At 44.1% G+C, this 25,409-nt stretch carries 16 protein-coding genes, 7 tRNA genes, 1 rRNA gene and 1 pseudogene; 21 read left to right on the forward strand and 4 right to left on the reverse strand.

Going from position 1 to position 25,409, the window contains the following annotated elements; genetic code table 11:
- Positions 1-124 precede the first annotated feature (124 nt).
- The 15 genes from NQ556_RS00090 (at position 125) to NQ556_RS00160 (ending at position 15,425) form a co-directional block, all read left to right on the forward strand.
- Positions 125-3,011 (forward strand): 23S ribosomal RNA (locus NQ556_RS00090).
- An 85-nt stretch (positions 3,012-3,096) separates the two neighbouring features.
- Positions 3,097-3,170, forward strand: a tRNA-Asp gene (locus NQ556_RS00095).
- Between the two features lie 44 nt (positions 3,171-3,214).
- A tRNA-Val gene (locus NQ556_RS00100) sits at positions 3,215-3,287 on the forward strand.
- A 7-nt stretch (positions 3,288-3,294) separates the two neighbouring features.
- Positions 3,295-3,367 (forward strand) — tRNA-Thr (locus NQ556_RS00105).
- A 55-nt stretch (positions 3,368-3,422) separates the two neighbouring features.
- Positions 3,423-3,504: transfer RNA gene (locus tag NQ556_RS00110), tRNA-Tyr, on the forward strand.
- Between the two features lie 39 nt (positions 3,505-3,543).
- Positions 3,544-3,617 (forward strand) — tRNA-Met (locus NQ556_RS00115).
- A gap of 19 nt (positions 3,618-3,636) precedes the next feature.
- A tRNA-Phe gene (locus tag NQ556_RS00120) sits at positions 3,637-3,709 on the forward strand.
- A gap of 34 nt (positions 3,710-3,743) precedes the next feature.
- Positions 3,744-3,816, forward strand: a tRNA-Lys gene (locus NQ556_RS00125).
- Between the two features lie 207 nt (positions 3,817-4,023).
- Positions 4,024-5,736, forward strand: a complete 1,713-nt coding sequence (locus NQ556_RS00130) for an ABC-ATPase domain-containing protein (protein ID WP_008375567.1) — start codon at positions 4,024-4,026, stop codon at positions 5,734-5,736.
- A gap of 27 nt (positions 5,737-5,763) precedes the next feature.
- Positions 5,764-7,227 carry a D-alanyl-D-alanine carboxypeptidase family protein gene (locus NQ556_RS00135; RefSeq protein WP_044999286.1) on the forward strand — a complete coding sequence of 488 codons (1,464 nt, stop codon included), beginning with the start codon at positions 5,764-5,766 and terminating at the stop codon, positions 7,225-7,227.
- A 465-nt stretch (positions 7,228-7,692) separates the two neighbouring features.
- Positions 7,693-10,854 (forward strand): isoleucine--tRNA ligase, encoded by a 3,162-nt coding sequence (gene ileS / locus NQ556_RS00140; protein ID WP_008375563.1) that lies wholly within the window; start codon positions 7,693-7,695, stop codon positions 10,852-10,854.
- Positions 10,855-10,891: 37 nt separating this feature from the next.
- Positions 10,892-13,360, forward strand: coding sequence for a glycogen/starch/alpha-glucan phosphorylase (locus NQ556_RS00145; protein ID WP_008375560.1), 2,469 nt, complete (start codon positions 10,892-10,894; stop codon positions 13,358-13,360).
- A 42-nt stretch (positions 13,361-13,402) separates the two neighbouring features.
- Entirely contained in the window at positions 13,403-14,302 is a 900-nt protein-coding gene (locus NQ556_RS00150; protein ID WP_008375558.1) for a SpoIID/LytB domain-containing protein, read from the forward strand.
- Positions 14,303-14,345: 43 nt separating this feature from the next.
- Entirely contained in the window at positions 14,346-15,122 is a 777-nt protein-coding gene (locus NQ556_RS00155; RefSeq protein WP_008375556.1) for a M23 family metallopeptidase, read from the forward strand.
- A 45-nt stretch (positions 15,123-15,167) separates the two neighbouring features.
- Entirely contained in the window at positions 15,168-15,425 is a 258-nt protein-coding gene (locus NQ556_RS00160; RefSeq protein WP_055155688.1) for a GIY-YIG nuclease family protein, read from the forward strand.
- Between the two features lie 115 nt (positions 15,426-15,540).
- Here the strand turns inward: NQ556_RS00160 and trhA are convergent, their stop codons facing one another.
- Positions 15,541-16,194, reverse strand: a complete 654-nt coding sequence (gene trhA / locus NQ556_RS00165) for a PAQR family membrane homeostasis protein TrhA (RefSeq protein WP_008375553.1) — start codon at positions 16,192-16,194, stop codon at positions 15,541-15,543.
- 325 nt (positions 16,195-16,519) lie between these two features.
- Between trhA and NQ556_RS00170 the strand changes: the two genes are divergently transcribed.
- Positions 16,520-18,115 carry a DEAD/DEAH box helicase gene (locus NQ556_RS00170; RefSeq protein ID WP_008375551.1) on the forward strand — a complete coding sequence of 532 codons (1,596 nt, stop codon included), beginning with the start codon at positions 16,520-16,522 and terminating at the stop codon, positions 18,113-18,115.
- 141 nt (positions 18,116-18,256) lie between these two features.
- Here NQ556_RS00170 and NQ556_RS00175 read toward each other — a convergent pair whose 3' ends face one another.
- Both NQ556_RS00175 and NQ556_RS00180 read right to left on the reverse strand, forming a co-directional pair.
- Positions 18,257-18,802, reverse strand: a complete 546-nt coding sequence (locus tag NQ556_RS00175; RefSeq protein WP_008375550.1) for an NADH peroxidase — start codon at positions 18,800-18,802, stop codon at positions 18,257-18,259.
- Between the two features lie 155 nt (positions 18,803-18,957).
- Positions 18,958-19,347, reverse strand: a pseudogene (locus NQ556_RS00180) (Fur family transcriptional regulator).
- Between the two features lie 316 nt (positions 19,348-19,663).
- On the opposite strand from NQ556_RS00180, the gene NQ556_RS00185 reads away from it, so the two are divergent.
- Positions 19,664-20,584, forward strand: coding sequence for a C40 family peptidase (locus tag NQ556_RS00185; RefSeq protein ID WP_022220328.1), 921 nt, complete (start codon positions 19,664-19,666; stop codon positions 20,582-20,584).
- A gap of 233 nt (positions 20,585-20,817) precedes the next feature.
- Positions 20,818-21,027 carry a DUF1858 domain-containing protein gene (locus NQ556_RS00190; protein WP_022220329.1) on the forward strand — a complete coding sequence of 70 codons (210 nt, stop codon included), beginning with the start codon at positions 20,818-20,820 and terminating at the stop codon, positions 21,025-21,027.
- A 99-nt stretch (positions 21,028-21,126) separates the two neighbouring features.
- Here the strand turns inward: NQ556_RS00190 and NQ556_RS00195 are convergent, their stop codons facing one another.
- The gene (locus NQ556_RS00195) at positions 21,127-21,921 is read right to left on the reverse strand and encodes an adaptor protein MecA (RefSeq protein ID WP_008375545.1); all 795 of its coding nucleotides are present in this window, start codon (positions 21,919-21,921) and stop codon (positions 21,127-21,129) included.
- Between the two features lie 386 nt (positions 21,922-22,307).
- On the opposite strand from NQ556_RS00195, the gene NQ556_RS00200 reads away from it, so the two are divergent.
- The 3 genes from NQ556_RS00200 (at position 22,308) to NQ556_RS00210 (ending at position 25,393) form a co-directional block, all read left to right on the forward strand.
- On the forward strand, positions 22,308-22,541 hold the full coding sequence (locus NQ556_RS00200; RefSeq protein WP_022220330.1) for a hypothetical protein: 234 nt from the start codon (positions 22,308-22,310) through the stop codon (positions 22,539-22,541).
- A gap of 173 nt (positions 22,542-22,714) precedes the next feature.
- Complete coding sequence (locus NQ556_RS00205) at positions 22,715-24,574, forward strand: glycosyl hydrolase family 18 protein (protein WP_008375543.1); 1,860 nt, start codon at positions 22,715-22,717, stop codon at positions 24,572-24,574.
- Between the two features lie 75 nt (positions 24,575-24,649).
- Positions 24,650-25,393: an N-acetylmuramoyl-L-alanine amidase family protein gene (locus NQ556_RS00210; RefSeq protein ID WP_008375541.1), complete on the forward strand. Its 744-nt coding sequence runs from the start codon at positions 24,650-24,652 to the stop codon at positions 25,391-25,393.
- Positions 25,394-25,409: the final 16 nt, after the last annotated feature.

The raw sequence follows: 25,409 nt of genomic DNA on the forward strand, positions 1-25,409 counted from the left end.
TCACCGCAAGGTAATGATTAACTTACATCTTCGAGAAAACGAAGTAAAAAAACGACCTGAAATACCAACGCATGCAACGCTATGCATGTGTAACCGGATCCCATTCCCGTGGGAGAAGGGAGTTGGTTATGCTAGAAAGAGCGCAGGGTGGATGCCTTGGCACTAAGAGCCGATGAAAGACGTGATAAGCTGCGAAAAGCTTCGGGGAGGAGCAAATATCCGATGATCCGGAGATATCTGAATGGGGAAACCCGGCTGGACAGACTCCAGTCATCCATACGCCAATCCATAACGTATGGAAGGGAACCCGGTGAACTGAAACATCTAAGTAGCCGGAGGAAGAGAAAACAACAAGTGATTCTGTGAGTAGCGGCGAGCGAAAACGGAAGAGCCCAAACCGGAATGCGTGCATTCCGGGGTTCGGACCGCGTAATTGATCTGATAAGTTTAGCAGAATGGTTTTGGGAAAGCCAGCCAGAGAGGGTGAAAGCCCCGTAAGCGAAAGACGAGTCAGCAAGGCGGGATCCAGAGTACCACGAGACACGAGAAACCTTGTGGGAATGAGCGGGGACCACCCCGTAAGGCTAAATACTCCTTAGTGACCGATAGCGCATAGTACTGTGAAGGAAAGGTGAAAAGGACCCCGGGAGGGGAGTGAAAGAGAACCTGAAACCCTGTGTTTACAAGCTGTGGAACATCTATATATGATGAACCGCGTACTTTTTGTAGAACGGTCCGGCGAGTTACGCCATCTGGCGAGGTTAAGTTCTTAAGGAATGGAGCCGAAGTGAAAACAAGTCTTAATAGGGCGTTAAGTCAGATGGAGTAGACCCGAAACCGGGTGATCTATCCATGTCCAGGATGAAGTTGCCGTAAAAGGCAATGGAGGTCCGAACCCACATCCGTTGAAAAGGGTGGGGATGAGGTGTGGATAGGGGAGAAATTCCAATCGAACCCGGAGATAGCTGGTTCTCCTCGAAATAGCTTTAGGGCTAGCCTCATGAGAGTCTTTTGGAGGTAGAGCACTGAATTCCCGCGGGGGCGTCAAAGCTTACCAAAGGATATCAAACTCCGAATGCCAGTAAGATGATTCATGGGAGTCAGACTGCACGAGATAAGTTGGGCAGTCAAAAGGGAAAGAGCCCAGACCTGCAGCTAAGGTCCCAAAATGTGTGTTAAGTGGAAAAGGATGTGGGATTTCAAAGACAACCAGGATGTTGGCTTAGAAGCAGCCATACATTAAAAGAGTGCGTAATAGCTCACTGGTCGAGAGGTCCTGCGCCGAAAATGTCCGGGGCTGAAACACACTACCGAAGCTCAGGAATTAACGTAGTTAATTGGTAGAGGAGCATTCTTAAAGGGAAGAAGCAGTACCGGAAGGAGCTGTGGACTTTTAAGAAGAGAGAATGCCGGAATGAGTAGCGAGAGGAAGGTGAGAATCCTTCCGGCCGAATACCCAAGGTTTCCAGAGTAAAGCTGATCTGCTCTGGGTAAGTCGGGGCCTAAGGTGAGGTCGAAAGACGTAGCCGATGGACAACAGGTTGAAATTCCTGTACTGCAGTATAACAGAACTGTGGGGACGCAGAGGGAGAGCACTAGCGGGAATGGAATCCCGCGGCAAGCGAGGTAGGAGTCGCGCTGGCAAATCCGCGTGACAATCCGAAGACGTGATGCATACCGAACTGAAGTAGGGAAATGTGTGAGCCAGCTGCCAAGAAAAGCCGCTATTGTTTGTACTGTACCCGTACCGTAAACCGACACAGGTAGGTGAGGAGAGAATCCTAAGGCCGACGGGAGAAGCATTGTTAAGGAACTCGGCAAAATGACTCCGTAACTTCGGGAGAAGGAGTGCCAGTGAGAGCTGGCCGCAGAGAATTGGCCCAAGCAACTGTTTAGCAAAAACACAGGTCTATGCAAAACCGTAAGGTGAAGTATATGGGCTGACGCCTGCCCGGTGCTGGAAGGTTAAGGGGAGAGGTTAGCGCAAGCGAAGCTTTGAACTTAAGCCCCAGTAAACGGCGGCCGTAACTATAACGGTCCTAAGGTAGCGAAATTCCTTGTCGGGTAAGTTCCGACCCGCACGAAAGGCGTAATGATTTGGGCACTGTCTCAACAATGCACCCGGTGAAATTGAAATACCAGTGAAGATGCTGGTTACCTGCGCCAGGACGGAAAGACCCCATGGAGCTTTACTCCAGCTTGATACTGGGATTCGATATTGTATGTACAGGATAGGTGGGAGGCGAAGAAGCATTGACGCCAGTTGATGCGGAGCCGCTGTTGGGATACCACCCTTGCAGTATTGGATTTCTAACCAGCAGCCGTGACCCGGCTGGGGGACAATGTCAGGTGGGGAGTTTGACTGGGGCGGTCGCCTCCGAAAGGGTATCGGAGGCGCTCAAAGGTTCCCTCAGAATGGTTGGAAACCATTCGAAGAGTGCAAAGGCAGAAGGGAGCTTGACTGCGACACCGACGGGTGGAGCAGGTACGAAAGTAGGACTTAGTGATCCGGTGGTATAAAGTGGGATTGCCATCGCTCAACGGATAAAAGCTACCCTGGGGATAACAGGCTTATCACTCCCAAGAGTTCACATCGACGGAGTGGTTTGGCACCTCGATGTCGGCTCATCGCATCCTGGGGCTGAAGTAGGTCCCAAGGGTTGGGCTGTTCGCCCATTAAAGCGGTACGCGAGCTGGGTTCAGAACGTCGTGAGACAGTTCGGTCCCTATCCGGCGTGGGCGTAGGATATTTGAGAGGAGCTGGCCTTAGTACGAGAGGACCGGGCTGGACTGACCGCTGGTGTATCTGTTGTTCCGCCAGGAGCATGGCAGAGTAGCCAAGTCAGGAAGGGATAAACGCTGAAGGCATCTAAGCGTGAAGCCCCCCTCAAGATGAGATATCCCAACGTAAGTTGTAAGACCCCTTGAAGACGACAAGGTAGATAGGGCAGAGGTGGAAGTGCAGTAATGCATGGAGCTGACTGTTACTAATCGGTCGAGGGCATAACCAAGAAGGTAGGACAGGGTAAAGAATGGATGGAGTAAAGATTTAAATTTGTATGTGGTTTTGAAGGTACATGAAATGCCTTTAAATAAGGCCCGATGGCTCAGTTGGTTAGAGCGCCGCCCTGTCACGGCGGAGGTCGTGGGTTCGAGTCCCATTCGGGTCGCTTGCAGGAAACACTTAGTGTTGATTGCTTAATTAAATTATCATGGGATCATAGCTCAGCTGGGAGAGCATCTGCCTTACAAGCAGAGGGTCATAGGTTCGAGCCCTATTGGTCCCATTGGTATGCCGATGTGGCTCAATTGGCAGAGCAGCTGATTTGTAATCAGCAGGTTATCGGTTCGAGTCCGATCATCGGCTTGCATCAGACAGTTAATCTGAATGATGTCTGTTGGAAGACAGTAAAACTTCATATGGGTGGATTCCCGAGTGGCCAAAGGGGACAGACTGTAAATCTGCTGCAATTTGCTTCGGTGGTTCGAATCCACCTCCGCCCATTGCATATTTAGAAAAAATGTGCTATAATGAGATATCATCGCGGGATGGAGCAGTCTGGTAGCTCGTCGGGCTCATAACCCGAAGGTCGTAGGTTCAAATCCTGCTCCCGCAACTCACACATTAGTGTGTATGCCCAGATAGCTCAGTCGGTAGAGCAGAGGACTGAAAATCCTCGTGTCACTGGTTCGATTCCGGTTCTGGGCACTGTCTTCGAAAGAAGGCAAGCTGTATAACAGATGGAGCATTAGCTCAGGTGGTAGAGCACTTGACTTTTAATCAAGTTGTCCGGGGTTCGAATCCCCGATGCTTCATGATTTAGAAGATGTAAATCCTGTATAAATTGGGTTTACATCTTTTTTCGTTTTATAGAAAATTTAATATGCACCAAGTAAATTTTTGCTAGTAAAATAGAATGATACCAGGGTCAAAAGGTCAGAAAGCCGATGCAAGCTTGCCTGCAAGAGGATTTTTGACATCTTGACCCCAACATCATAGAATTTGATAAGAGGGAGCAGGATATGAAATCAGCAGCAGAATTAGAAAAAAATTTGATGAGTATCAATCGAAGAAGCTATCCAGCTTACAAAGATTTGAGAGGAAGCTATCAGTTTCAGGGATACCAGCTCAATATTGATCATGTACAAGGAGATCCATTTGCTTCTCCGTCAAAGCTGAGTATTCAGGTGAAGAAAATCCAGGCGAGATTTCCAGAAGAATATTATAAAGAAGAACACAGAAGAATTGCGCTTCAGGATTATCTGACAAGACAATTCGGAAAAGCTGTTTCCAAATTTATTTTCCAGGCAAAGGGTTCCGGGAAAAGTGGATTGATTGGGATAAGCCGCTGTGGACAGGAGGTTCTGGACAGGACTGCATTTGAAATTAAGGATGGAGATCTTCTGGTACGGTTTGAAGTTGGATTTCCGGCAAATGGACGGACGATCAATGCATTTGAACTGAGGAAGATTTTGTTTGAGTATCTTCCGGAAATAGCTGACAGATCTTTATATTATAAGAACCTGAATCAGCAGGAAGTGAAAAAGTGTATAGAACTTGCGGAAGATCAACATTATATAAGAAGAGAACTGACAAAGCGGAGACTTATTGCATTTGTGGCAAATGGTTCTATACTGCCAAGAGAAAGCGGTGTATCACAGAAGCCTATGAAAGGTGCAATTGCTTTTGAAGCACCGGAAAGTATGGAAGTAGAGATGGAACTTCCACACCGGGGTAAAATAAAAGGAATGGGAATCCCGGAAGGAATTACTTTGATCGTGGGTGGAGGATATCATGGAAAATCAACACTTCTGAAGGCACTCGAGCAGGGAATTTACAATCACGTCGCCGGAGATGGAAGAGAATACGTGATTACTTCGGATACTGCGATGAAGATCCGGGCCGAGGACGGAAGATGTGTATCCCATATCAATATTTCACCGTTTATCAATGATCTGCCGAATAAGAAAGATACAGTAAATTTTTCCACAGAGGATGCCAGTGGTTCGACTTCGCAGGCTGCAAATGTGGTAGAAGCGGTACAGTCAGGTGCAAAATGTCTTTTGATCGATGAAGACACCTGTGCGACGAACTTTATGGTCAGGGATGAGCTGATGCAGGCTGTTGTATCCGGCGAACAGGAACCGATTACACCATTTACTCTTCAGGCAGGTAACCTGTATCAAAAGCAGGGAATTTCTATTATTCTGGTGGCCGGAAGTTCTGGATCTTATTTTTACATTGCTGATCATGTGCTGCAGATGGATAATTACCGAACGTACGATATCACAGAAAAAGTGAAAACGGTGATTGGTGAAAAAAGTGAGACCGGAGAGAAAAAGGTTTCGGTTGATGTAGCTGTCTTATTTGATAAAGATCATCACAGAAGCTTAAAGGCCGGAAAAATGGAAAAGAAGAGAGATCAGGTGAAGATAAAACAGTTTGGTAAAGATTCATTTTCTATTGGAAGAGAAAATGTGGATCTGAAATATGTAGAACAAATCCTGGATGCAGAACAGACAACGGCATTAGCGTACTGCCTGAAGAATCTGCTGGAAGAAATGGAACGGAAGGAACAGGATGTTGATCTTTGCGTGGAAAAGCTCTGGAGTCAGATTAAGAAGCAGGGTCTGGCATCCCTTTGCAAAGGAAGTTATCTTTCTGTAGCGATGGCACAGATCCGTAAACAGGATATTTACGCATGTCTGAACAGATATCGGGGATTTATTAGATAAGATTAAAGAATTTGGAGGAGAAGATCCGTGAGGAGATGGAAGAAAATTTTAAGTGCGTCGCTGGTGGCAGTGATGGTTGGAAGTCTTGGAATGACCGCATTTGCAGAAGATACGTCAGCAAATGAACCAATTGATACAACGGTCAGCAATTATAATCTGACAGAGGAAGAAACTTCCGGAAAAAATCAAGAAGAAATTAAAGCCCTGCAGCAGCAGAAAATCGATGAAGTAACACAGCAGGCATATGATATGAAGATTGCCAGCAATGAGCTGGAGAACTGGCCGGAAGGACCGGCTACTTACGGAGAGGCTGGGATTGTCATGGAGGCAAAAAGCGGTGCGATCCTTTATGCGAAAAACATTGACGGAAAGGCTTATCCTGCCAGTATTACAAAGATTTTAACGGCACTTGTCGCATTGGAAAACGGCAATCTTGATGACAAGATCACGATTACACAGAATAGTGTGGATTGTGTAGCAGAGGGGGATGCTTATATCGGAATGATCGCGGGGGAGGAAATTTCTTTAAATGATGCGCTTCACGCACTTCTGATGGCATCTGCAAATGAAGTTGCTTATGCGATTGCTGAAAATGTGGGTGGTTTAGGATATGATGGCTTTGTTGCAAAGATGAATGAACGCGCAAAAGAGCTGGGAGCAGTAAATTCTGATTTTGAAAATCCGAATGGGCTGAATGCGCAGAACCATTATACGACGGCACGTGATATGGCACTTATTACACAGGAACTGCTTGAAAATCATGAAGAATTCAAGACGATTGCCCAGACACAGCAGTATACGATCGGTGCAACTAATCTGGTAAATCAGGCGAGAACCTTTCAGCAGAGTGATATGATGTTTTACGAGGGAAACGATTATTATTATCCAAAGACAATAGCCGGAAAAACCGGTTATACAGATGAAGCACTCAACACGTTGGTATCCTGTGCAGCGGATGATAATCTGGAGCTGATCAGTGTTGTCTTGAAGACACATGGGAAAAATGTATACCCAGACTCCATCAATTTACTGGAGTATGGATTTAATAATTTCGCAAAATATACGATTGCGGATTATGAAGACTCCGCAGATTTTAAAGAAATTGATCCGAATGCATATGTTGTACTTCCGGAAAATGTAAATTTCCAAAGCCTGGATTACGAAATTACGCAGGATGATACGAACAGCAGCACCGGAACAGTAACTTATACTTATCAGGGCAACCCGGTCGGAAAAGCAGCTGTGACATTAAGTGATGAATATCTGCAGAAGGATAACACAGAAAATGAAGCACAGGTGTCCGGCGATAAGTCAGACAGTGAAACACAAAAGCAGGCTCAGAGTACAATACCACGAGAGGTAATCCTTGTAATCTGTGTGATTGCAGCAGTACTCATTCTTATTATTGTATGGAGGGCTGTTCTGAAACACTTGAGAAAGAAGAAAGTGGAAACAAACAGAAAGCGCAGAAGAGAAGTTGACAAAGATTAACGTCTGGTCAGTCAAATATAAGGAAAGAATCACGAAATCCCGCAGAACCCCTTGACGAAGCAAGGGGTTCTTTATTATAATAACCTAGAAATGGTGAAAAAAGATCAAAAGACATTGACGAAGACAGTAAGGTTTATTTGAAAGGTAAAGCGAACCGGAGATGGTGGAAGACCGGTGCAAGTAGGGTAGATCTGAACATCACTTCCGAGTTGCAGTAACTGAAAGCAGTCTGGCGAGTAAGTTCTGACGGTTATTTCCCCCGTTACAGGAAACTCATATGCTGGTATGCAGTAACAGGTGGTTAACGATGTACAGACTTTCGTCCTTTTACGGGTGAAAGTCTTTTTTAATTTTGCAGGAAATTCCAAAAACTTCCTGCAAAATTAAGGGCACTACGTGCCAAGGCACATTTTTCTATATACCAAAAAATGCATACAAAGTCATTGATTCAGAAAGGAGCTTATCATGGCTAAGTACAAAAAAGTGGATACAGACCTGAAGTTTGTAGACAGAGAAAAAGAAGTTGAAAAATTCTGGAATGAAGAAGATATTTTCAAGAAAAGTATGGAGAACCGTAAAGAAGGAGAAACTTATACTTTCTACGATGGACCTCCGACAGCAAATGGAAAACCGCATATCGGACACGTTCTTACCCGTGTAATCAAAGATATGATCCCGAGATACCGTACAATGAAGGGCTACATGGTTCCGCGTAAGGCAGGATGGGATACTCACGGACTGCCGGTAGAGCTGGAAGTAGAAAAGCTGCTCGGCCTTGACGGAAAAGATCAGATTGAAAAATATGGTGTAGAACCATTTATCAATAAATGTAAAGAAAGTGTCTGGAAATACAAAGGAATGTGGGAAGATTTCTCTTCTACAGTAGGTTTCTGGGCAGATATGGAAAATCCATATGTTACTTATGATAATAACTTTATCGAGTCTGAATGGTGGGCTCTGAAGAAAATCTGGGATAAGGGACTCCTTTACAAAGGATTTAAGATCGTTCCGTATTGCCCACGTTGTGGAACACCACTTTCAGCACAGGAAGTTGCACAGGGATATAAGGACGTCAAAGAACGTTCTGCTATCGTTCGTTTCAAAGTGAAAGACGAAGATGCATACATCCTTGCATGGACAACCACACCTTGGACTCTTCCGTCTAATATCGCACTCTGCGTAAACCCGGAAGAAGATTACGCAAAAGTAAAATGTGCAGACGGATATACTTATTATATGGCATGCGCTCTGCTTGACACCATTCTTGGAAAATTTGCAGAAGAAGACAAACCGGCATACGAAGTTCTGGAAACTTACAAAGGAAAAGATCTGGAATACAAAGAATATGAACCGCTTTACCAGTGTGCATATGACTGCGCAGCAAAACAGAAAAAGAAAGCATTCTTTGTTACCTGTGATGATTATGTAACTCTGACAGATGGTACTGGTGTTGTTCATCTGGCACCAGCATTTGGTGAAGACGATGCAAAAGTAGGACGTAAATATGACCTTCCATTCGTGCAGCTTGTTGACGAAAAAGGTGATATGGGTGAGACAACTCCATTTGCAGGACTCTTTGTAAAGAAGGCTGATCCGGAAGTACTTAAAGATCTGGATGATCGTGGACTTCTCTTCGATGCTCCGAAGTTTGAACACAGTTATCCGCACTGCTGGAGATGTGATACTCCACTGATCTACTATGCAAGAGAATCATGGTTCATCAAGATGACAGAAGTTAAAGATGACCTGATCGCAAATAACAATACTATCAACTGGATTCCGGAAAGCATCGGTAAAGGACGTTTTGGTGACTGGCTTGAAAATGTCCAGGACTGGGGTATCAGCCGTAACCGTTACTGGGGAACTCCACTGAATATCTGGGAATGCGAATGCGGATGCCAGCACTCGATCGGAAGCATTGAAGAACTGAAATCCATGTCAGACAACTGCCCGGATGATATCGAGCTTCACCGTCCATATATTGACGATGTAACAATCAAGTGTCCGAAGTGTGGAAAACAGATGCACCGTGTACCGGAAGTTATCGACTGCTGGTTCGACAGCGGATCCATGCCGTTTGCACAGCATCACTATCCATTTGAAAATAAAGAAGTATTTGAACAGCAGTTCCCGGCTCAGTTCATTTCTGAAGCCGTTGACCAGACAAGAGGATGGTTCTATTCTCTGTTGGCAATTTCAACCCTGATCTTCAACAAAGCACCATACCAGAACGTAATCGTTCTCGGACATGTACAGGATGAAAATGGTCAGAAGATGAGTAAATCCAAAGGAAATGCGGTTGATCCGTTTGATGCTCTGGAGACATACGGTGCAGATGCGATCCGCTGGTATTTCTATGTAAACAGTGCACCGTGGCTGCCAAACCGTTTCCATGGAAAAGCGGTTATGGAAGGACAGAGAAAGTTCATGGGAACACTCTGGAACACCTATGCATTCTTCGTATTGTATGCTAATATTGATGATTTTGATGCAACAAAATATGCACTTGAATATGACAAATTATCTGTAATGGATAAATGGCTCTTATCAAAACTGAATACACTGATCAAGACAGTAGATAATCATCTTGCAAATTACCAGATTCCGGAAGCTGCAAGAGCACTTCAGGACTTCGTAGATGATATGAGTAACTGGTATGTAAGACGAAGCCGCGAACGTTTCTGGGCAAAAGGAATGGAACAGGATAAGATCAATGCTTACATGACTCTTTATACAGCACTCGTTACTGTATCAAAGGTTGCAGCACCGATGATCCCGTTCATGACCGAAGAAATTTATCAGAACCTGGTAAGAAGCGTAGATGAAAGCGCTCCGGAAAGTATCCACCTTTGTGATTATCCGGTTGCAAATGAAGCTTATATTGATAAGACTCTGGAAGAGAACATGGATGAAGTTCTGAAGATCGTTGTAATGGGACGTGCATGCCGTAATACAGCCAACATCAAGAACCGTCAGCCGATCGGAAAGATGTTCGTAAAAGGTGCTTCCGATCTGCCGGAGTTCTATCAGGATATCGTGACAGATGAGCTGAATGTAAAAGAAATCGAACTTACAGATGATGTTCGTGCATTTACTTCTTATACATTTAAACCACAATTAAAGACAGTTGGACCAAAATATGGTAAACTGTTAGGTGGAATCAAAAATGAACTCAGCAATCTGGACGGAAATGCTGCTATGGACGAACTGAATGCGACAGGTGTTCTGAAGCTTCAGGTAAATGGACAGGAAATTGAACTTACAAAAGAAGACCTTCTGATTGACATGGCACAGATGGAAGGATATGTATCTGAGAGTGACTATGGTATCACCGTTGTACTGGATACAAACCTGACAGAAGAACTTCTGACAGAAGGATTTGTACGTGAGATCATCAGTAAGATCCAGACTATGCGTAAGGAAGCCGGATTTGAAGTTATGGACAAGATCAAGGTAACTTACGACGGAAGCGAAAAAGCAGAAAAAGTATTTGCAGAGTATGCAGAGCAGATCGGACAGGAGACACTTGCGGTAGCAGTTGAAAAGGCTGAACCTGCAGGCTATGTGAAAGACTGGAAGATCAACGGTGAAGCTGTAAATATGGGTGTAGAAAAGCAGGGAGAATAATCCCTGCCGCTGCGCAAAATGAGAAGGGAATATAAGCATGTACAGTAAAAGATTTGAAAAAGAAACTTTTAAAAATGATGTGAAAGAAAATGTGCGGACACTGTATCGTAAAGAGATTGAAGAAGCAACTCCGCAGCAGATTTTCCAGGCAGTATCTTATGCAGTAAAAGAAGCAATCGTAGATGACTGGCTTGCGACACAGAAAACATACGAAAAAGAAGATCCAAAGACCGTATATTATATGTCAATGGAATTTCTTATGGGACGTGCACTTGGCAACAACCTGATCAACATGACTGCATATAAAGAAGTAAAAGAAGCCCTTGATGAGATGGGCATTGATCTGAATGTGGTAGAAGATCAGGAACCAGATGCAGCACTTGGTAATGGTGGTCTTGGACGTCTTGCAGCTTGCTTCCTGGATTCACTTGCATCTCTTGGATACGCAGCTTACGGCTGTGGAATCCGTTACCGCTACGGTATGTTCAAACAGAAGATCAAAGATGGCTATCAGGTAGAAGTACCGGATAACTGGCTCAAAGATGGCAATCCGTTTGAAATTCGTCGTGACGAGTATGCAAAGGAAGTCCGTTTTGGTGGTACCATTCGTGTACAGTATAATGAACAGACCAAGAAAGAAGATTTCATCCAGGAAAATTATGAATCCGTACTTGCTATTCCATATGATATGCCGATCGTAGGATATGGCAACCACGTAGTCAATACACTGCGTATCTGGGATGCACAGGCAATCACAGACTTTAAATTGGATGCATTTGACAGAGGAGAATACCATAAAGCGATCGAGCAGGAAAACCTTGCAAAAACGATCGTAGAGGTTCTTTATCCAAATGACAACCACTATGCAGGAAAAGAGCTTCGTCTGAAACAGCAGTATTTCTTTGTATCTGCCAGTCTTCAGGTTATGCTTGATAAATATAAAAAGAAACACAAAGATGTGCGCAAACTGTATGAAAAAGTTACGATTCAGATGAACGATACTCACCCGACTGTAGCAGTTGCAGAGTTGATGCGTCTGCTCATTGACCAGGAAGGTCTTGGATGGGATGAAGCATGGGAAGTAACAACAAAGACGGTTGCTTATACCAACCATACTATCATGTCAGAAGCACTTGAAAAATGGCCGATCGACCTGTTCTCAAGACTGCTTCCGCGTGTATACCAGATTGTACAGGAAATTAACCGCCGTTTTGTAGAACAGGTTCGCCGTATGTATCCGGGCAATGAAGATAAAGTCCGTAAGATGGCTATCCTGATGGACGGTCAGGTAAGAATGGCACATATGGCTATTATTGCAGGCTACTCCGTAAATGGTGTTGCAAGACTTCATACAGAGATTCTGAAACATCAGGAATTAAAAGATTTCTACGAAATGATGCCGGAGAAATTCAACAACAAGACCAATGGTATCACACAGAGAAGATTCCTTCTTCATGGAAACCCGCTGCTTGCAGACTGGGTAACAGACCACATCGGAGACGGCTGGATCACAGATCTGTCCCAGATGTCAAAATTAAAACCGCTTGCAGATGATCCGAAGGCAAGAGCAGAATTTATGGATATCAAATACAAGAACAAAGAACGTCTTGCAAAATATATTCTGGAACACAATGGAGTAGAGATCGATCCGAGATCTATTTATGATGTACAGGTTAAGCGTCTTCATGAATATAAGAGACAGCTTCTTAATATTCTGCATGTAATGTATCTGTACAACCAGATCAAAGAACATCCGGAGATGTCCTTCTATCCGAGAACATTTATCTTTGGTGCAAAAGCTTCCGCAGGATATGTCCGTGCAAAAGAGATCATCAAACTGATCAACTCTGTAGCAGATGTGGTAAATAATGACCTGAGCATCAATGGAAAGCTGAAAGTCGTATTTATCGAAGATTACCGCGTATCCAACGCAGAATGGATCTTCGCGGCAGCAGATGTCAGCGAACAGATTTCTACCGCTTCCAAAGAAGCTTCCGGAACAGGTAACATGAAGTTCATGCTGAACGGTGCACCGACACTTGGAACTATGGATGGAGCCAATGTAGAGATCGTAGAAGAAGTTGGAATTGAAAATGCATTTATTTTCGGCCTTAGTTCTGACGAAGTTATCAACTATGAGAATAATGGCGGATATAACCCGCAGGAGATCTACTTCAATGACTGGGATATTAAGAGAGTCGTTGACCAGTTGATGGATGGAACTTATTCACATGGTGACCATGAGATGTTCCGCGACCTGTATAATTCACTTTTGAATACACAGGGTGGAGACAGACCGGACAGATACTTTATCCTGAAAGACTTCCGCTCTTATGCAGAAGCACAGAAGAAAGTGGAAGAAGCTTACAAAGATCCGGATCGTTGGGCTAAGATGGCACTTCTGAATACAGCAAGCTGTGGTAAATTTACTTCAGACAGAACCATTCAGGAATATGTTGATAATATCTGGAAACTGGATTATGTTACAGTTAAACCAGAAGCATAATCAGTCAAAACCTCTCATACAGTGGTATGGGAGGTTTTATTTATGCGAAAATACTTCAGACAGGCAGGCTATTTTGCTGCCATTCTTATATTACTTCCGTATGTGGTTACGATTCTGCTGAATGGCAGAAGCAGTTTGGCACAGGACAATGGGACGAGCCCGTATGTGACCGTAAAAAGTGACGAAAAGAACAGAAAAATTTCGCTGGATGAATATGGGATCGGGATTCTGGCTAAAGAAATTGAGGGAGATGCGGAGGAGGAAGCGTTAAAGGCACAGGCAGTGTTGATCCGGACCAGCATTTACAAAAGCATCCAGGATGAGGGCACCAGCACTGTCCTGACGAAGGAATATTGGACCAGGCAGCAGATGGAGAGCAACTGGGGAGCAGATCATTATGGGGAATATTATGAGAAGATGAAAGCTGCGTGGGATGAGACAAGGGGACAGGTTCTGATGTATGACGGAAGGCTGATTCTGACCCCGTATCACCGGTTAAGCAACGGAAAAACAAGGTCTGGAAATGAAGTGTTTGGTTCGGAAGAGTATCCGTATCTTCAGAGCAGGGAATGTCCCGAAGATGTGGAGGCAAAAGAGGAGATGACAGTGTCCATGATCCAGGGAAGCGACATGGAAGTGACAGGAACAGACAATGCCGGGTATGTGACAGAGGTCCGTTGTGGCAGTGAAACAGTAAATGGTGAAGAATTCCGGAGAACCTACCATCTTGCCTCGTCATGTTTTGCGCTTCAGGATTATGACGGGCAGACAAGGGTTACGGCGAAGGGAATCGGGCACGGTCTTGGGATGAGCCAGTATACGGCAGAGAAGATGGCAGAGGAAGGGAAATCCTGCGAAGAAATCCTGCAATATTTTTTCACTGATGTCAGTCTGGAAGAGGTCACGGATATTGTGATCGAAAAAAACGAAAAGGGAGAATAAGTTGGTCATTTTCTGGCAAAAATATTGTCAGAGGTGATAGAATATGAATAAAAAGCAGCAGTCCTCTAATAAGAGGAGAAAAAGAGCGTCGATCGGTCTTGCGGTCTGCTTTGCCGCTGCTATTGTGCTTACAGGAGCCTATACATGGAGAAATTACCGGGCAAATGTGAAGGATGAGCAGGCAAAGATCGAGGAAGAACAGCAGGCGAAAGAGGAAGAAATCAAAAGAAATACGGAAGAGACAAGCAGTATTGCAAAGAAAGCGCTGGAAGATGAAGAACCTGTGACAAAAGAGGACAGCCAGGCTGCAAATACGGCAGCAGATGGAAGTACAGAGAACCGGATGGATACATGGGAGACGGACAGCACGCAGACCGCAGGAACGGCAATGAACCTGAATTTCGGGGAGGACAGCCAGCTTCTGTGGCCGGTGGACGGCAATGTGCTGATGAGCTACAGTATGGATAAAACCGTATATTTTTCTACATTGGATCAGTACAGATATAATCCGGCGATGATCATATCCGGTGCGGTGAACGATAACGTGATCGCAGCAGCACCGGGTCTTGTAAAATCCATTGATAACTTTGCGCAGACGGGAATCACGGTGACACTGGATATGGGGAATGGCTACGAGTGCATGTATGGACAGCTCAAGGAAGTGCAGGTGAAAGTCGGTGATTATCTGGAAGCGGGCAATGTGATCGGATATCTGGAGATTCCGACCAAGTATTACAGTCTGGAAGGCTGCAATCTGTATTTCGAGATGTTAAAAGATGGTCAGCCGGTCAATCCGATGGACTATCTGGCTGAAGAATAAGAGCAGAAGAAAGGAAGAGGGGCTTTTTGGTCCCTCTTTGAAGCGATGAATTATACATATATTTTAAAATGCAAGGATGAAACATTATATACCGGGTGGACGAATGATATTGAAAAGCGTCTGGAAGCGCATAATGCCGGGAAAGGCGCAAAATACACCAGATCCAGGAGACCGGTGGAGCTGGTGTATCTGGAGCAGTTTGAGACAAAGGAAGAGGCGATGCGGCGGGAGTATGCGATCAAGCATATGACGCGGAGGGCGAAGCTTGGGCTGGTGATGAGCTATAAAGAGACGGGGCAGTAGGGCATGAAACAGGAGAAGCAGATTTGCTTCTCCTGTCGGCATTTTGCGCGGAATAAAAAATTACTTCCGCAGCTTTAGTGGGGTGAGATTTCTGGATTTTTCGAGGATGCAAGGTTTACAATAAAGAATACATTACAACAAAGTGGCAGGCACTTCCGCCCATCACGAAGAGGTGGAAGATTTCATGGCTGCCGAAATTCTTATGCTTACTGTTGAAAATCGGAAGCTTCAGTGCATAGATTACACCACCGATTGTGTAAATGATTCCGCCGGCGAGAAGCCATCCGAATTCTGCACGTGTCAGATTGTTGAGGATCTGACTGAATGCGAGGACACAGATCCATCCCATACTAATGTAGAGGACGGAGGATACCCATTTCGGGCAGAATACCCAGAACCCTTTAATAATAATTCCGGTGATTGCGATACCCCATACAAGTGCGAGCATGATAAGTCCGGTTCTGCGTTCCAGTACCAGCAGGCAGATTGGTGTGTAGCTTCCGGCGATCAGTACGAAGATCATCATATGGTCGATCTTTTTCAGGATCGTGTTGACACGTTCGGAAAGATCAAAGGTATGGTAGGTTGTGCTTGCGGCGTATAAAAAAATCAGGCTGACTGCATAGATTGCAAGCGAGATCAGGTAAATCCGGCTCGGTTCGTGGGCTGCTTTTATTAAAAGTGGAAATGCGGCGAAAATTGCCATCAGCATGCCGATAAAATGTGTGATTGCACTTCCTGGATCTTTAATATGTTTCTTTTTCATCATAAATCCCTCCTTAGAGATGAATAATTAAAACCATTACATGTAGTAATCAATACTACATTAAGTATATGAGTATATTATACCGTTTATGCATAAAATGCAAGTGAAAATTGACTTTTTAAAAATTATTTGTTAGAATATAACGCGAATGTTACGATGCTCTTTACTTGTATTGTCACCAAGTAAGGAGTTTTTTATTGTGCATTGCGACGGATAAGGAAGTTGGCGCAAGCGACCGCCACAGGCGTGAGAATGCGCCCCGGCAGAGTTTATATGATGGAGTTTAAGGTCATATTTGTAATTGGTATTGTAGTAGAAAGGATAATGGATGGAAACAGTTAGATTTGAAGAAATGGGGCTTTCGGAAGAGATTCAGAAAGCAGTAAGATACATGGGATTTGAGGAGGCTTCACCGATTCAGGCGAAGGCGATTCCGGCGATGATTAGCGGGATCGATCTGATCGGGCAGGCACAGACTGGAACCGGTAAGACCGCAGCATTCGGAATCCCGCTTCTGGAAAAGGTAGACCCGAAGCTGAAAAAGCTGCAGGCGATCGTTCTCTGCCCGACCAGAGAGCTTGCAATCCAGGTGGCAGACGAGATCCGCAACCTGTCCAGATATATGCATGGAATCAAGGTTCTGCCGATTTACGGAGGACAGGATATCGTAAAGCAGATCCGTTCCTTAAAGAGTGGAACACAGATCGTCATCGGAACTCCGGGGCGTGTGATGGACCACATGCGCAGAAAGACAATGAAGCTGGATTTTGTACACACGGTTGTGCTTGATGAAGCAGATGAAATGCTGAACATGGGATTCCGTGAGGATATCGAATTTGTATTAAGTGGTGTTCCTGAGGAGCGCCAGACTGTGCTTTTTTCGGCAACCATGCCGAAGCCGATCATGGAGATTACGAAGAAATTCCAGAATAACGCAAAAGTGATCAAAGTTACAAAAAAGGAACTGACTGTTCCGAATATTGAGCAGTATTATTATGATGTAAAGCCGAAGAAGAAAGAGGAAGTTCTTTCCAGACTTCTTGATATTTATTCACCAAGGCTTTCGGTTGTATTCTGTAATACGAAGAAGCAGGTAGATCTTCTGGTAAATGCACTTCTCGGACGCGGATATTTTGCGGCAGGACTTCACGGGGATATGAAGCAGGAACAGAGAGACCGCGTGATGCAGGGATTTCGGACCGGTAAGACAGAGATACTGGTAGCGACGGATGTGGCGGCCCGTGGAATTGATGTAGATGAGGTAGAAGCAGTATTTAATTATGATCTCCCGCAGGATGATGAATATTATGTACACCGTATCGGTCGTACCGGACGAGCAGGACGCGAAGGAAGAGCATTTTCTTTCGTATCAGGAAAAGAAGTTTACAAACTTAAAGAGATCCAGAGATACTGCAAGACGAAGATCTATGCACAGAAAGTTCCGTCACTGAATGACGTTGCGAATACTAAGATGGAAAATATTCTGGATGATGTGGAGCGTGTGATCGAGCAGGAAGATCTGGATATGATGATCAATGCGATCGAAGAACGTGTCAATAATTCTGAATTTACAGCGATGGATATGGCAGCAGCATTTTTGAAGATCTGCTGTGGAATGACAGAGGATAATAAAAATACAGAGGAAAATGACTGGGAATTTGGAGATACCGGTGCAGGTGAGGACGGAATGGTACGTCTGTTCATCAATATTGGTAAGAAGCAGAGAGTACGTCCGGGAGATATTCTTGGTGCGATCGCCGGGGAAAGCGGAATGGATGGAAAGCTGATCGGAACGATTGATATGTATGATAAGTATACATTTGTTGAGGTGCCGAGGGAATATGCCCGTGAGGTACTGAACGCGATGAAGAATGTGAAAATTAAAGGGAAGACGGTGGCTGTGGAGCCGGCGAACCAGAAATAGGAGGTCGAGCCAGCTCGAATGCGCTGCGCTACTTCTCGCTGCAGGCTGTCGCCTAATAGGGATAAATAGAAGAGCCCCTGGAAGAATGAATAAATTCGTTCTTCCAGGGGCTCTTCTATTTATCCCTGCTCGGCTTGTAGCTTAGCCAAAGTAGCGTTTGAGTAATCCTTCGAATGCTTTTCCGTGTCTTGCTTCGTCTCTTGCCATTTCATGAACTGTGTCATGGATTGCATCGAGGTTTGCAGCTTTTGCACGTTTTGCAAGGTCGAATTTACCTGCTGTTGCGCCGTGTTCTGCTTCTACTCTCATTTCAAGGTTCTTCTTTGTGCTGTCTGTTACAACTTCGCCAAGAAGTTCTGCGAATTTAGCAGCGTGTTCTGCTTCTTCGTGAGCAGCTTTTTCCCAGTAAAGTCCGATTTCCGGATAGCCTTCTCTGTGAGCTACTCTTGCCATTGCAAGATACATTCCTACTTCTGAACATTCACCTTCAAAGTTTGCTCTGAGGTCGGCAAGGATGTCTTCGCTTACGCCTTTAGCTACTCCAACTACATGCTCTGCAGCCCATTCTCTTTCGCCTTCTTTTACTTCTGTGAACTTGTCAGCACCTACGCCACATACTGGACATTTCTCCGGTGCTGCTTCGCCTTCGTATACATAACCACATACTGTACAAACAAATTTCTTCATAATAATAATCTCCTTTTCTTTTTTTGATAGTATATTTGATTTCTTTTAGTTAGCAATATTAGTAACTGTTACTGATATTAAGATAACATATACATTTGTCTTTGTCAACTATAATTGATAAGTTTTTTCAAAATTTCTGAATTTATACCACATAGTCAGGATTTTCTTAAACAATCACCGCAGATACCGTAGAAAAGCATGGTGTGTGATTCAATCTGACCGTCGAAACTTTCGGATGCGAGCTGGTTGATCTTATCCATGTGATCAAAATCCATATCAATCATTCGCTTTCAGCACTTGCAATAGAAATGATAATGCGGATTGGTACGTGCATCAAAACGATCGCCGCCATCGGGTGTTGTAATTTTAATCGCCTCGCCTATGTCGGCAAGCAGATTTAAATTGCGGTAAACAGTTCCGAGACTGATATTCGGGAATTCTTCTTTGATATGCATATATACAGTATCCGCCGTTGGATGTGTTGTAACAGAGGAAAGATAATCCTTAATAGCCTCACGCTGTCTGCTGTATTTTAAATTTGCCATTGATGTCACCTCCTGCAAAAAAGATAATAATAATAATTACTAAAATTATAGTACAATAATATTCTTATAATGTCAATAAAAAATTGTATATTGAATAAAAGAATAAAAAATGGAAATACTGTTAAGCGAGATGTAACAATTTGTAACAAATATGACGAAAAAACAATGCATATAAAGAACGGTGTAGAACTGTGTAATACGAAATAAATGAGTAAAACTTGACAATGTGAAATTTGATTGATATAATATTACCGTAACAAATGTAACAATTCTGTAACATTTACAAAAGATAAGAATACATGAAGGAGGGAGATTTATGCATTCAAATCTAAAAAAAGGATTGTTCCTGGTTACTTTTCTGGGGATGACAGTATCTCCGGGAATTTCGGTTATGGCAGCAGATGGGGACACCGCAGAAGCTGCAAAAATGCCGGGCGTAGGGATAGAAGCGGTGTTGAAGGATTTTTATTCTCAGAACAGGGAGATTAAAGCTGAGGATTATCTGGTACCGGAAAATAAGGGCGAGTATTTAGATATGGCATTTGCCAATGTAACGAGTTTTCTGTATGTCAGAAGCGAACCGACAAAGGAAAGTGAATATGTCGGAAAGCTGTATCCGGGATACGCGGCGAAGATCACAGGTCCTGTGGGAGAATGGACGGCAGTCGAGTCGGGAGATGTCACCGGATATGTAAAAACAGAATATATACTGACAGGAGCAGAGGCGCAGACGTATGCGGAGAATCTGGTAACGGAAGCGCAGCAGGAAGGAAAAGAAGAAGCAGAAGCATTTACCTATGCAGTGTCCAGAAAATCTGAAGAAGCGCAGATGACGCAGGAAGTCCAGGGGAATGTACAGCAGACGGAGACTACCGAGGTTTCCGCACAGCCGGCGTCAAATGGACAGGTGATCGTCGATTATGCATGCCAGTTTATTGGGAATCCGTATGTCTGGGGCGGCACAAGTCTGACAGATGGGGCAGACTGTTCCGGATTTGTACAGTCTGTATTTGCACATTTTGGAATCAGTCTTCCACGGACAACGTATGACCAGATCAATGCCGGCGTGGAGGTAAGCTATGATCAGGCGATGCCGGGAGACCTGATCTGTTATGATGGGCACATCGGAATTTATATTGGGAACGGTCAGATCGTCAATGCACAGAACCCGGAACAGGGAATCGGGATTTCACCGGCGACTTATACGACAATTCTTTCAGTAAGAAGAATCGTGTAAAAAGCCTGGAAACACCAGTGAAAGCAGACATTTGAAAAATGCGAAAATGCTGAATTTCCGTGGGTTATCCACATTGTCCACATAAAAACATACGTTTTTTGTGGAAAACGGGGAAAATATTTTACAAAAGCAAAGAAACCTTAATATCCGAGCAATACAGTCGGATATTAAGGTTGTTTTTTGGGATAAATGGTATTATAATAAGGGATACGAAAAGCAAAGGAGGAAGAAAGATGGCAGTCGAAGTAACAAAAACAATGACAATTGGCGAATTACTTCAGGTAGCTCCACAGACAGCACCGGTTCTTATGGAAGTTGGAATGCATTGTCTTGGATGCCCGGCTTCACAGGGTGAGTCTCTTGAAGAAGCAGCAATGGTTCATGGAATTGATGCAGATCTTCTTATCGCAAAGATCAACGCACTCTTAGCAGCTGAAGCATAGACCGTGAATAAATAAAAGATATAATTTAACGGGGACGACAGATCATTAATCTGCCGTCCCCGTCTTTTTTCGCCAAGTTAAAAATTGTGGATTTGTCTGTTATTTAAATGAAGTCAGAGTCTGTATTGCGTTTTTGGCAAGGATCATATCACAGTGTTCTTCCAGAAATGCAAGTGATATACCACCACCCTGTTCCGGTGAACCATACTCGGAGAGCATATTACAGATACGGTTAAAATCAGAAGACGGATGCTCTCCCTGTGCAAGTGTCAGGATGTACATGTTCTCTGCTTCATCCTTGTAAAGTGTGTTCGGACCATCATACATCTCAGCTAAAAAATGACTGGCATGAATCACACTGTCAAGTCTTGAGAAAGAGAAAAGCCGGACCGGTGGAACAGAAGGTTCAGCAGGAGCTGCTTCTTTGGCTTCTGAAGCAGGAGCCTGTTCCTGGACCGGAGTATCGGCAAGTGCTTCCGGGTTCTCCGGGAGCTGGGATACAGCTTCTTTCATCTGGCGGAGAATGTCGAGAAAATCTTCGGCTCCGTCAAGCTTTTTCAGATGTTCCAGCACGGATTTGTGCTTATCAGCAGCTTCGTCCGCAGGAGTAGGTGTGAATCTGGAAAAACGGGTATCCAGTTCATCCGGATCATCAACTTTGGTTATATTCAGAACGATAGAATCACCGGCGGTCGGGATTGCTTCGATCATCAGTGGCAGATTGTCGCTTTCGAATCCAAATTCAGAAGCGGCCTGCTGCATCATCTCGCGGAATAAAGATTTTGCCTTCTCGGAGCCGTAAGCAAGCTCGCTGAGCTTTAACTGTCTCTGGGCGAGATCATCACGGGTAAGTGTGCAGCGGATCTGATTATCATTTATCTTTTCTATCTTCATAAAGTATCACTTCCTATTCAATCAAAAATCTATCTGAACAATTACTAATAGTATAAACAAAAAACGGAACGATGTAAACAAAATAAAAAATAAAAAATGCTTGCTTTTTTATAAACTCTTTCTTATAATGGCGTTACAGGAAAATAAGACAGACCAGTCAATCGCACAAATCTTGAATTTATCATACGCATTTCGCACACAGCGTACAGAATCAAGTACATTCAGGTCATATCAGACGATTTATCAACAGAACCTAACAATTGAACCGAAGTATGGACAGTGATCATTTTCTTGTCATCGGAAAAAGCACAGGAGAAGTAATATATCACAAGTGTTGCCTTATGGTCGCTTTTTGCCGTAAAAACTGTCTGACTCAAGGGGGAAATATGGACGAGCAAGAGAAAAAGTATCAGGATTTATTTACGGAACTGACAAATTATGAGCGTAGCGGTGTCCGGATGCAGATGAATGGCTTTCCGGCAAGTCCGCTTCAGATCGTGTCAGCGCATATGGTAAGAGAAGAAAGTAATTATATGCGGGATTATATTCTGGATGAACAGGGAATGATCCGGGAACTGGATTTTAACAGTATAGAAACAGACCATTCACAGGTGGAATGAAAAAGCAGAGCCCCCTCGCCAGGACATGACCTGTGGGGAATGGAAATAGTTCTCAGATGTGTACAAATGGCAGATATATGTGGTATAATAACCTAAAGTATGCGCATATTACAAGCTTAGTTAAGCTGTGAAAATATGCTGCAAACAGGAGGTGTCATGTGGACGAAAGAAGAATGACCAATGAGCAAAGGGAAAGAGAACGCAGACGCAAAGCTGCGGCAGCAAGAAAAGCTGCTGCAAGATACGAGGATCCGGGCGTAGGTTATCAGAGACGGAGAAGAGCAAGAAAAAGACGTCGCCGTGTCAGAAACGTGTGTATTGCATTGCTGGTGATCTTTATAGTTGTCATTGGGCTTGCCGGTGGAACAATATACTGGATAAAGTATGGGCCGACAAAAGAAACCTATGATTTGAATAAATATTTTGGAATTACGGCAAAGTCGCAGATGGGTGTAACGATCAACAACGAGGTACTGGATGCTCAGGCAATTACAGAAGGCGGAACTGCATATCTGTCTTATAACTTTGTACAGGATTATATCAGCGATCGTTTTTACTGGGATTCCAATGAGCATATGCTTTTGTATACACTGCCGAGAGATATGGTAAAGGCAGCGGCAGACAGTAAGGATTATTCTGTTTCAGATACTGTGAACAGTGAGGATTATACAATTGTAAAGACAGAAGGAGATACAGCATATATTGCACTGGATTTCCTGCAGAAATATGCAAATTTTGACTACGAAGTTTATAAAGATCCGGCAAGAGTCGTGATCACCAGTAAGTTTGGAGAGCGTCAGACGGCAAAGGTTAAGGATGATTCCCAGGTAAGGATTCTGGGAGGTGTAAAAAGTCCGGTGCTCGAAGAAGTGAAAAAGGGAGATAAGCTTACGGTTCTTGAAGATGTAAGTGACTGGAAAAAAGTCTGTACAAAGTCCGGAGTTGTCGGGTATATTCAGAAGTCAAAGCTGAAGGATGCCAAGAAAGAGACAATCTCAAGAGAATTTGAGGAACCGGATTATACAGGAATCAAGAAAGATTACAAGATCAATCTGGTATGGCATCAGGTCACAAGTGAAGCTGCCAACGAAGGGATTGAAGATGCGCTTGCAGCTACAAAAGGACTCAATACGATTTCCCCTACATGGTTCAGTGTAACGGATAATTCCGGAAATATCAGTTCCATTGCAAGTACAGACTATGTGGATTATGCACATCAGTGTGGACTGGAAGTATGGGCGCTGGTTGATAATTTCGACCAGAATGTAGACGATATGGAGCTGCTCAGTCATACTTCAAGCAGGGAGAACCTGGAGAATCAGCTGGTAAATGCAGCATTTCAGAATGGAATTGATGGAATTAACGTGGATTTTGAACAGATACCGACGGATGTCGGAGATCATTACATTCAGTTTATCCGGGAGCTTTCTGTGCTGTGCCGGGTGAACAATCTGGTTCTTTCTGTAGATAATTATGTGCCGAAGGGTTATAACACACATTATCACAGAGAAGAACAGGGGGTTATGGCAGACTATGTGATCATTATGGGATATGATGAACATTTTGCCGGTTCCTATGAAGCAGGTTCTGTGGCATCTTACAATTATGTAAAAGAGGGAATTGAAGAAACCCTGCGGGATGTACCGGCAGATAAGGTGATCAATGCAGTGCCATTCTATACAAGGCTGTGGAATGAGACACCGAAGACGGACGAAGAGCGTGCGGAAGATCAGGGAACCGAGGCTGAAAGCTATTCAATGAAAGTTACCAGCGAAGCACTTGGCATGGAAGAAGCGGCACAGCGGGTAAGCGAAGCCGGAGCAACTGTGACATGGGATGATACGGCGAAGCAGAACTATGCAGAGTGGCAGGGAGATAACGATTCAACTTACAGGATCTGGCTGGAGGATGCTTCTTCACTTGAAGTCAAACTCGGACTTATGAAGGACAATAATCTGGCAGGAACGGCAGCATGGAAACTTGGATTTGAGACTTCCGATATCTGGGATCTGATTCAGAAATATGTAAACTGATTACATAATGAGAAAGGTATAGAAAAGAGCTTTCCACGCATATATTTGTAAAAATATATGCAGGAGGCTCTTTTTTTGAATAAAAAAATCAGTGAAATAGTAAAAAGGGGGAAAACTATTTTCAAGAGCAAAATAAAGTGGATTCTGGCTCTTGTTTTACTGACGGGATGTATTTATGGCAGCTATACATTAAGCAGGTATACCGAGGCGGCTCAGGTGGAGGCAAAGCAGGCTCAGGTAATCCTGGATGCCGGACACGGGGGAAGTGATCCGGGAAAAATCGGGCTGAATAACCTTCTGGAAAAGGATATCAATCTGGCAATTACTGAGAAAGTGAAAAAATGTCTGGAAAAGGAAAAGATAACAGCAGAGCTTACAAGAAAAGAGGATAAAGGGCTTGGAATAACAGGAGACGGAAGTAAAAAGACAGAAGATATGCAGGCAAGAGTGAAGATGATCAACGAGACGAAACCTGTCCTTACAGTGAGTATCCATCAGAACAGCTATGAAGACCCGGAAATTCATGGAGCGCAGGTGTTTTATTACAGCCATTCCCGGGAAGGAGAGGCTGTTGCGAAGATCCTGCAGGAAAGTTTGCAGGAGATTGATCCGGAAAATCACAGGCAGGCAAAAGCAAATGAGACCTATTATCTTCTGAGGCGGACAAAAGTGCCTACGGTGATCGTGGAATGCGGCTTTCTGACTAATCCGGAAGAGGCAGAAAAATTGTCGGGAGAAGAATATCAGGAGCAGGTTGCAGAAGCTGTTGCAAAAGGAATCGCAAAATGTCTGGAATACCTGAACGAGTATGGAAATTAAAATTGCCATGCCATGT

The sequence above is a fragment of the Coprococcus comes ATCC 27758 genome, assembly GCF_025149785.1.
GTDB lineage: Bacteria > Bacillota > Clostridia > Lachnospirales > Lachnospiraceae > Allocoprococcus > Allocoprococcus comes.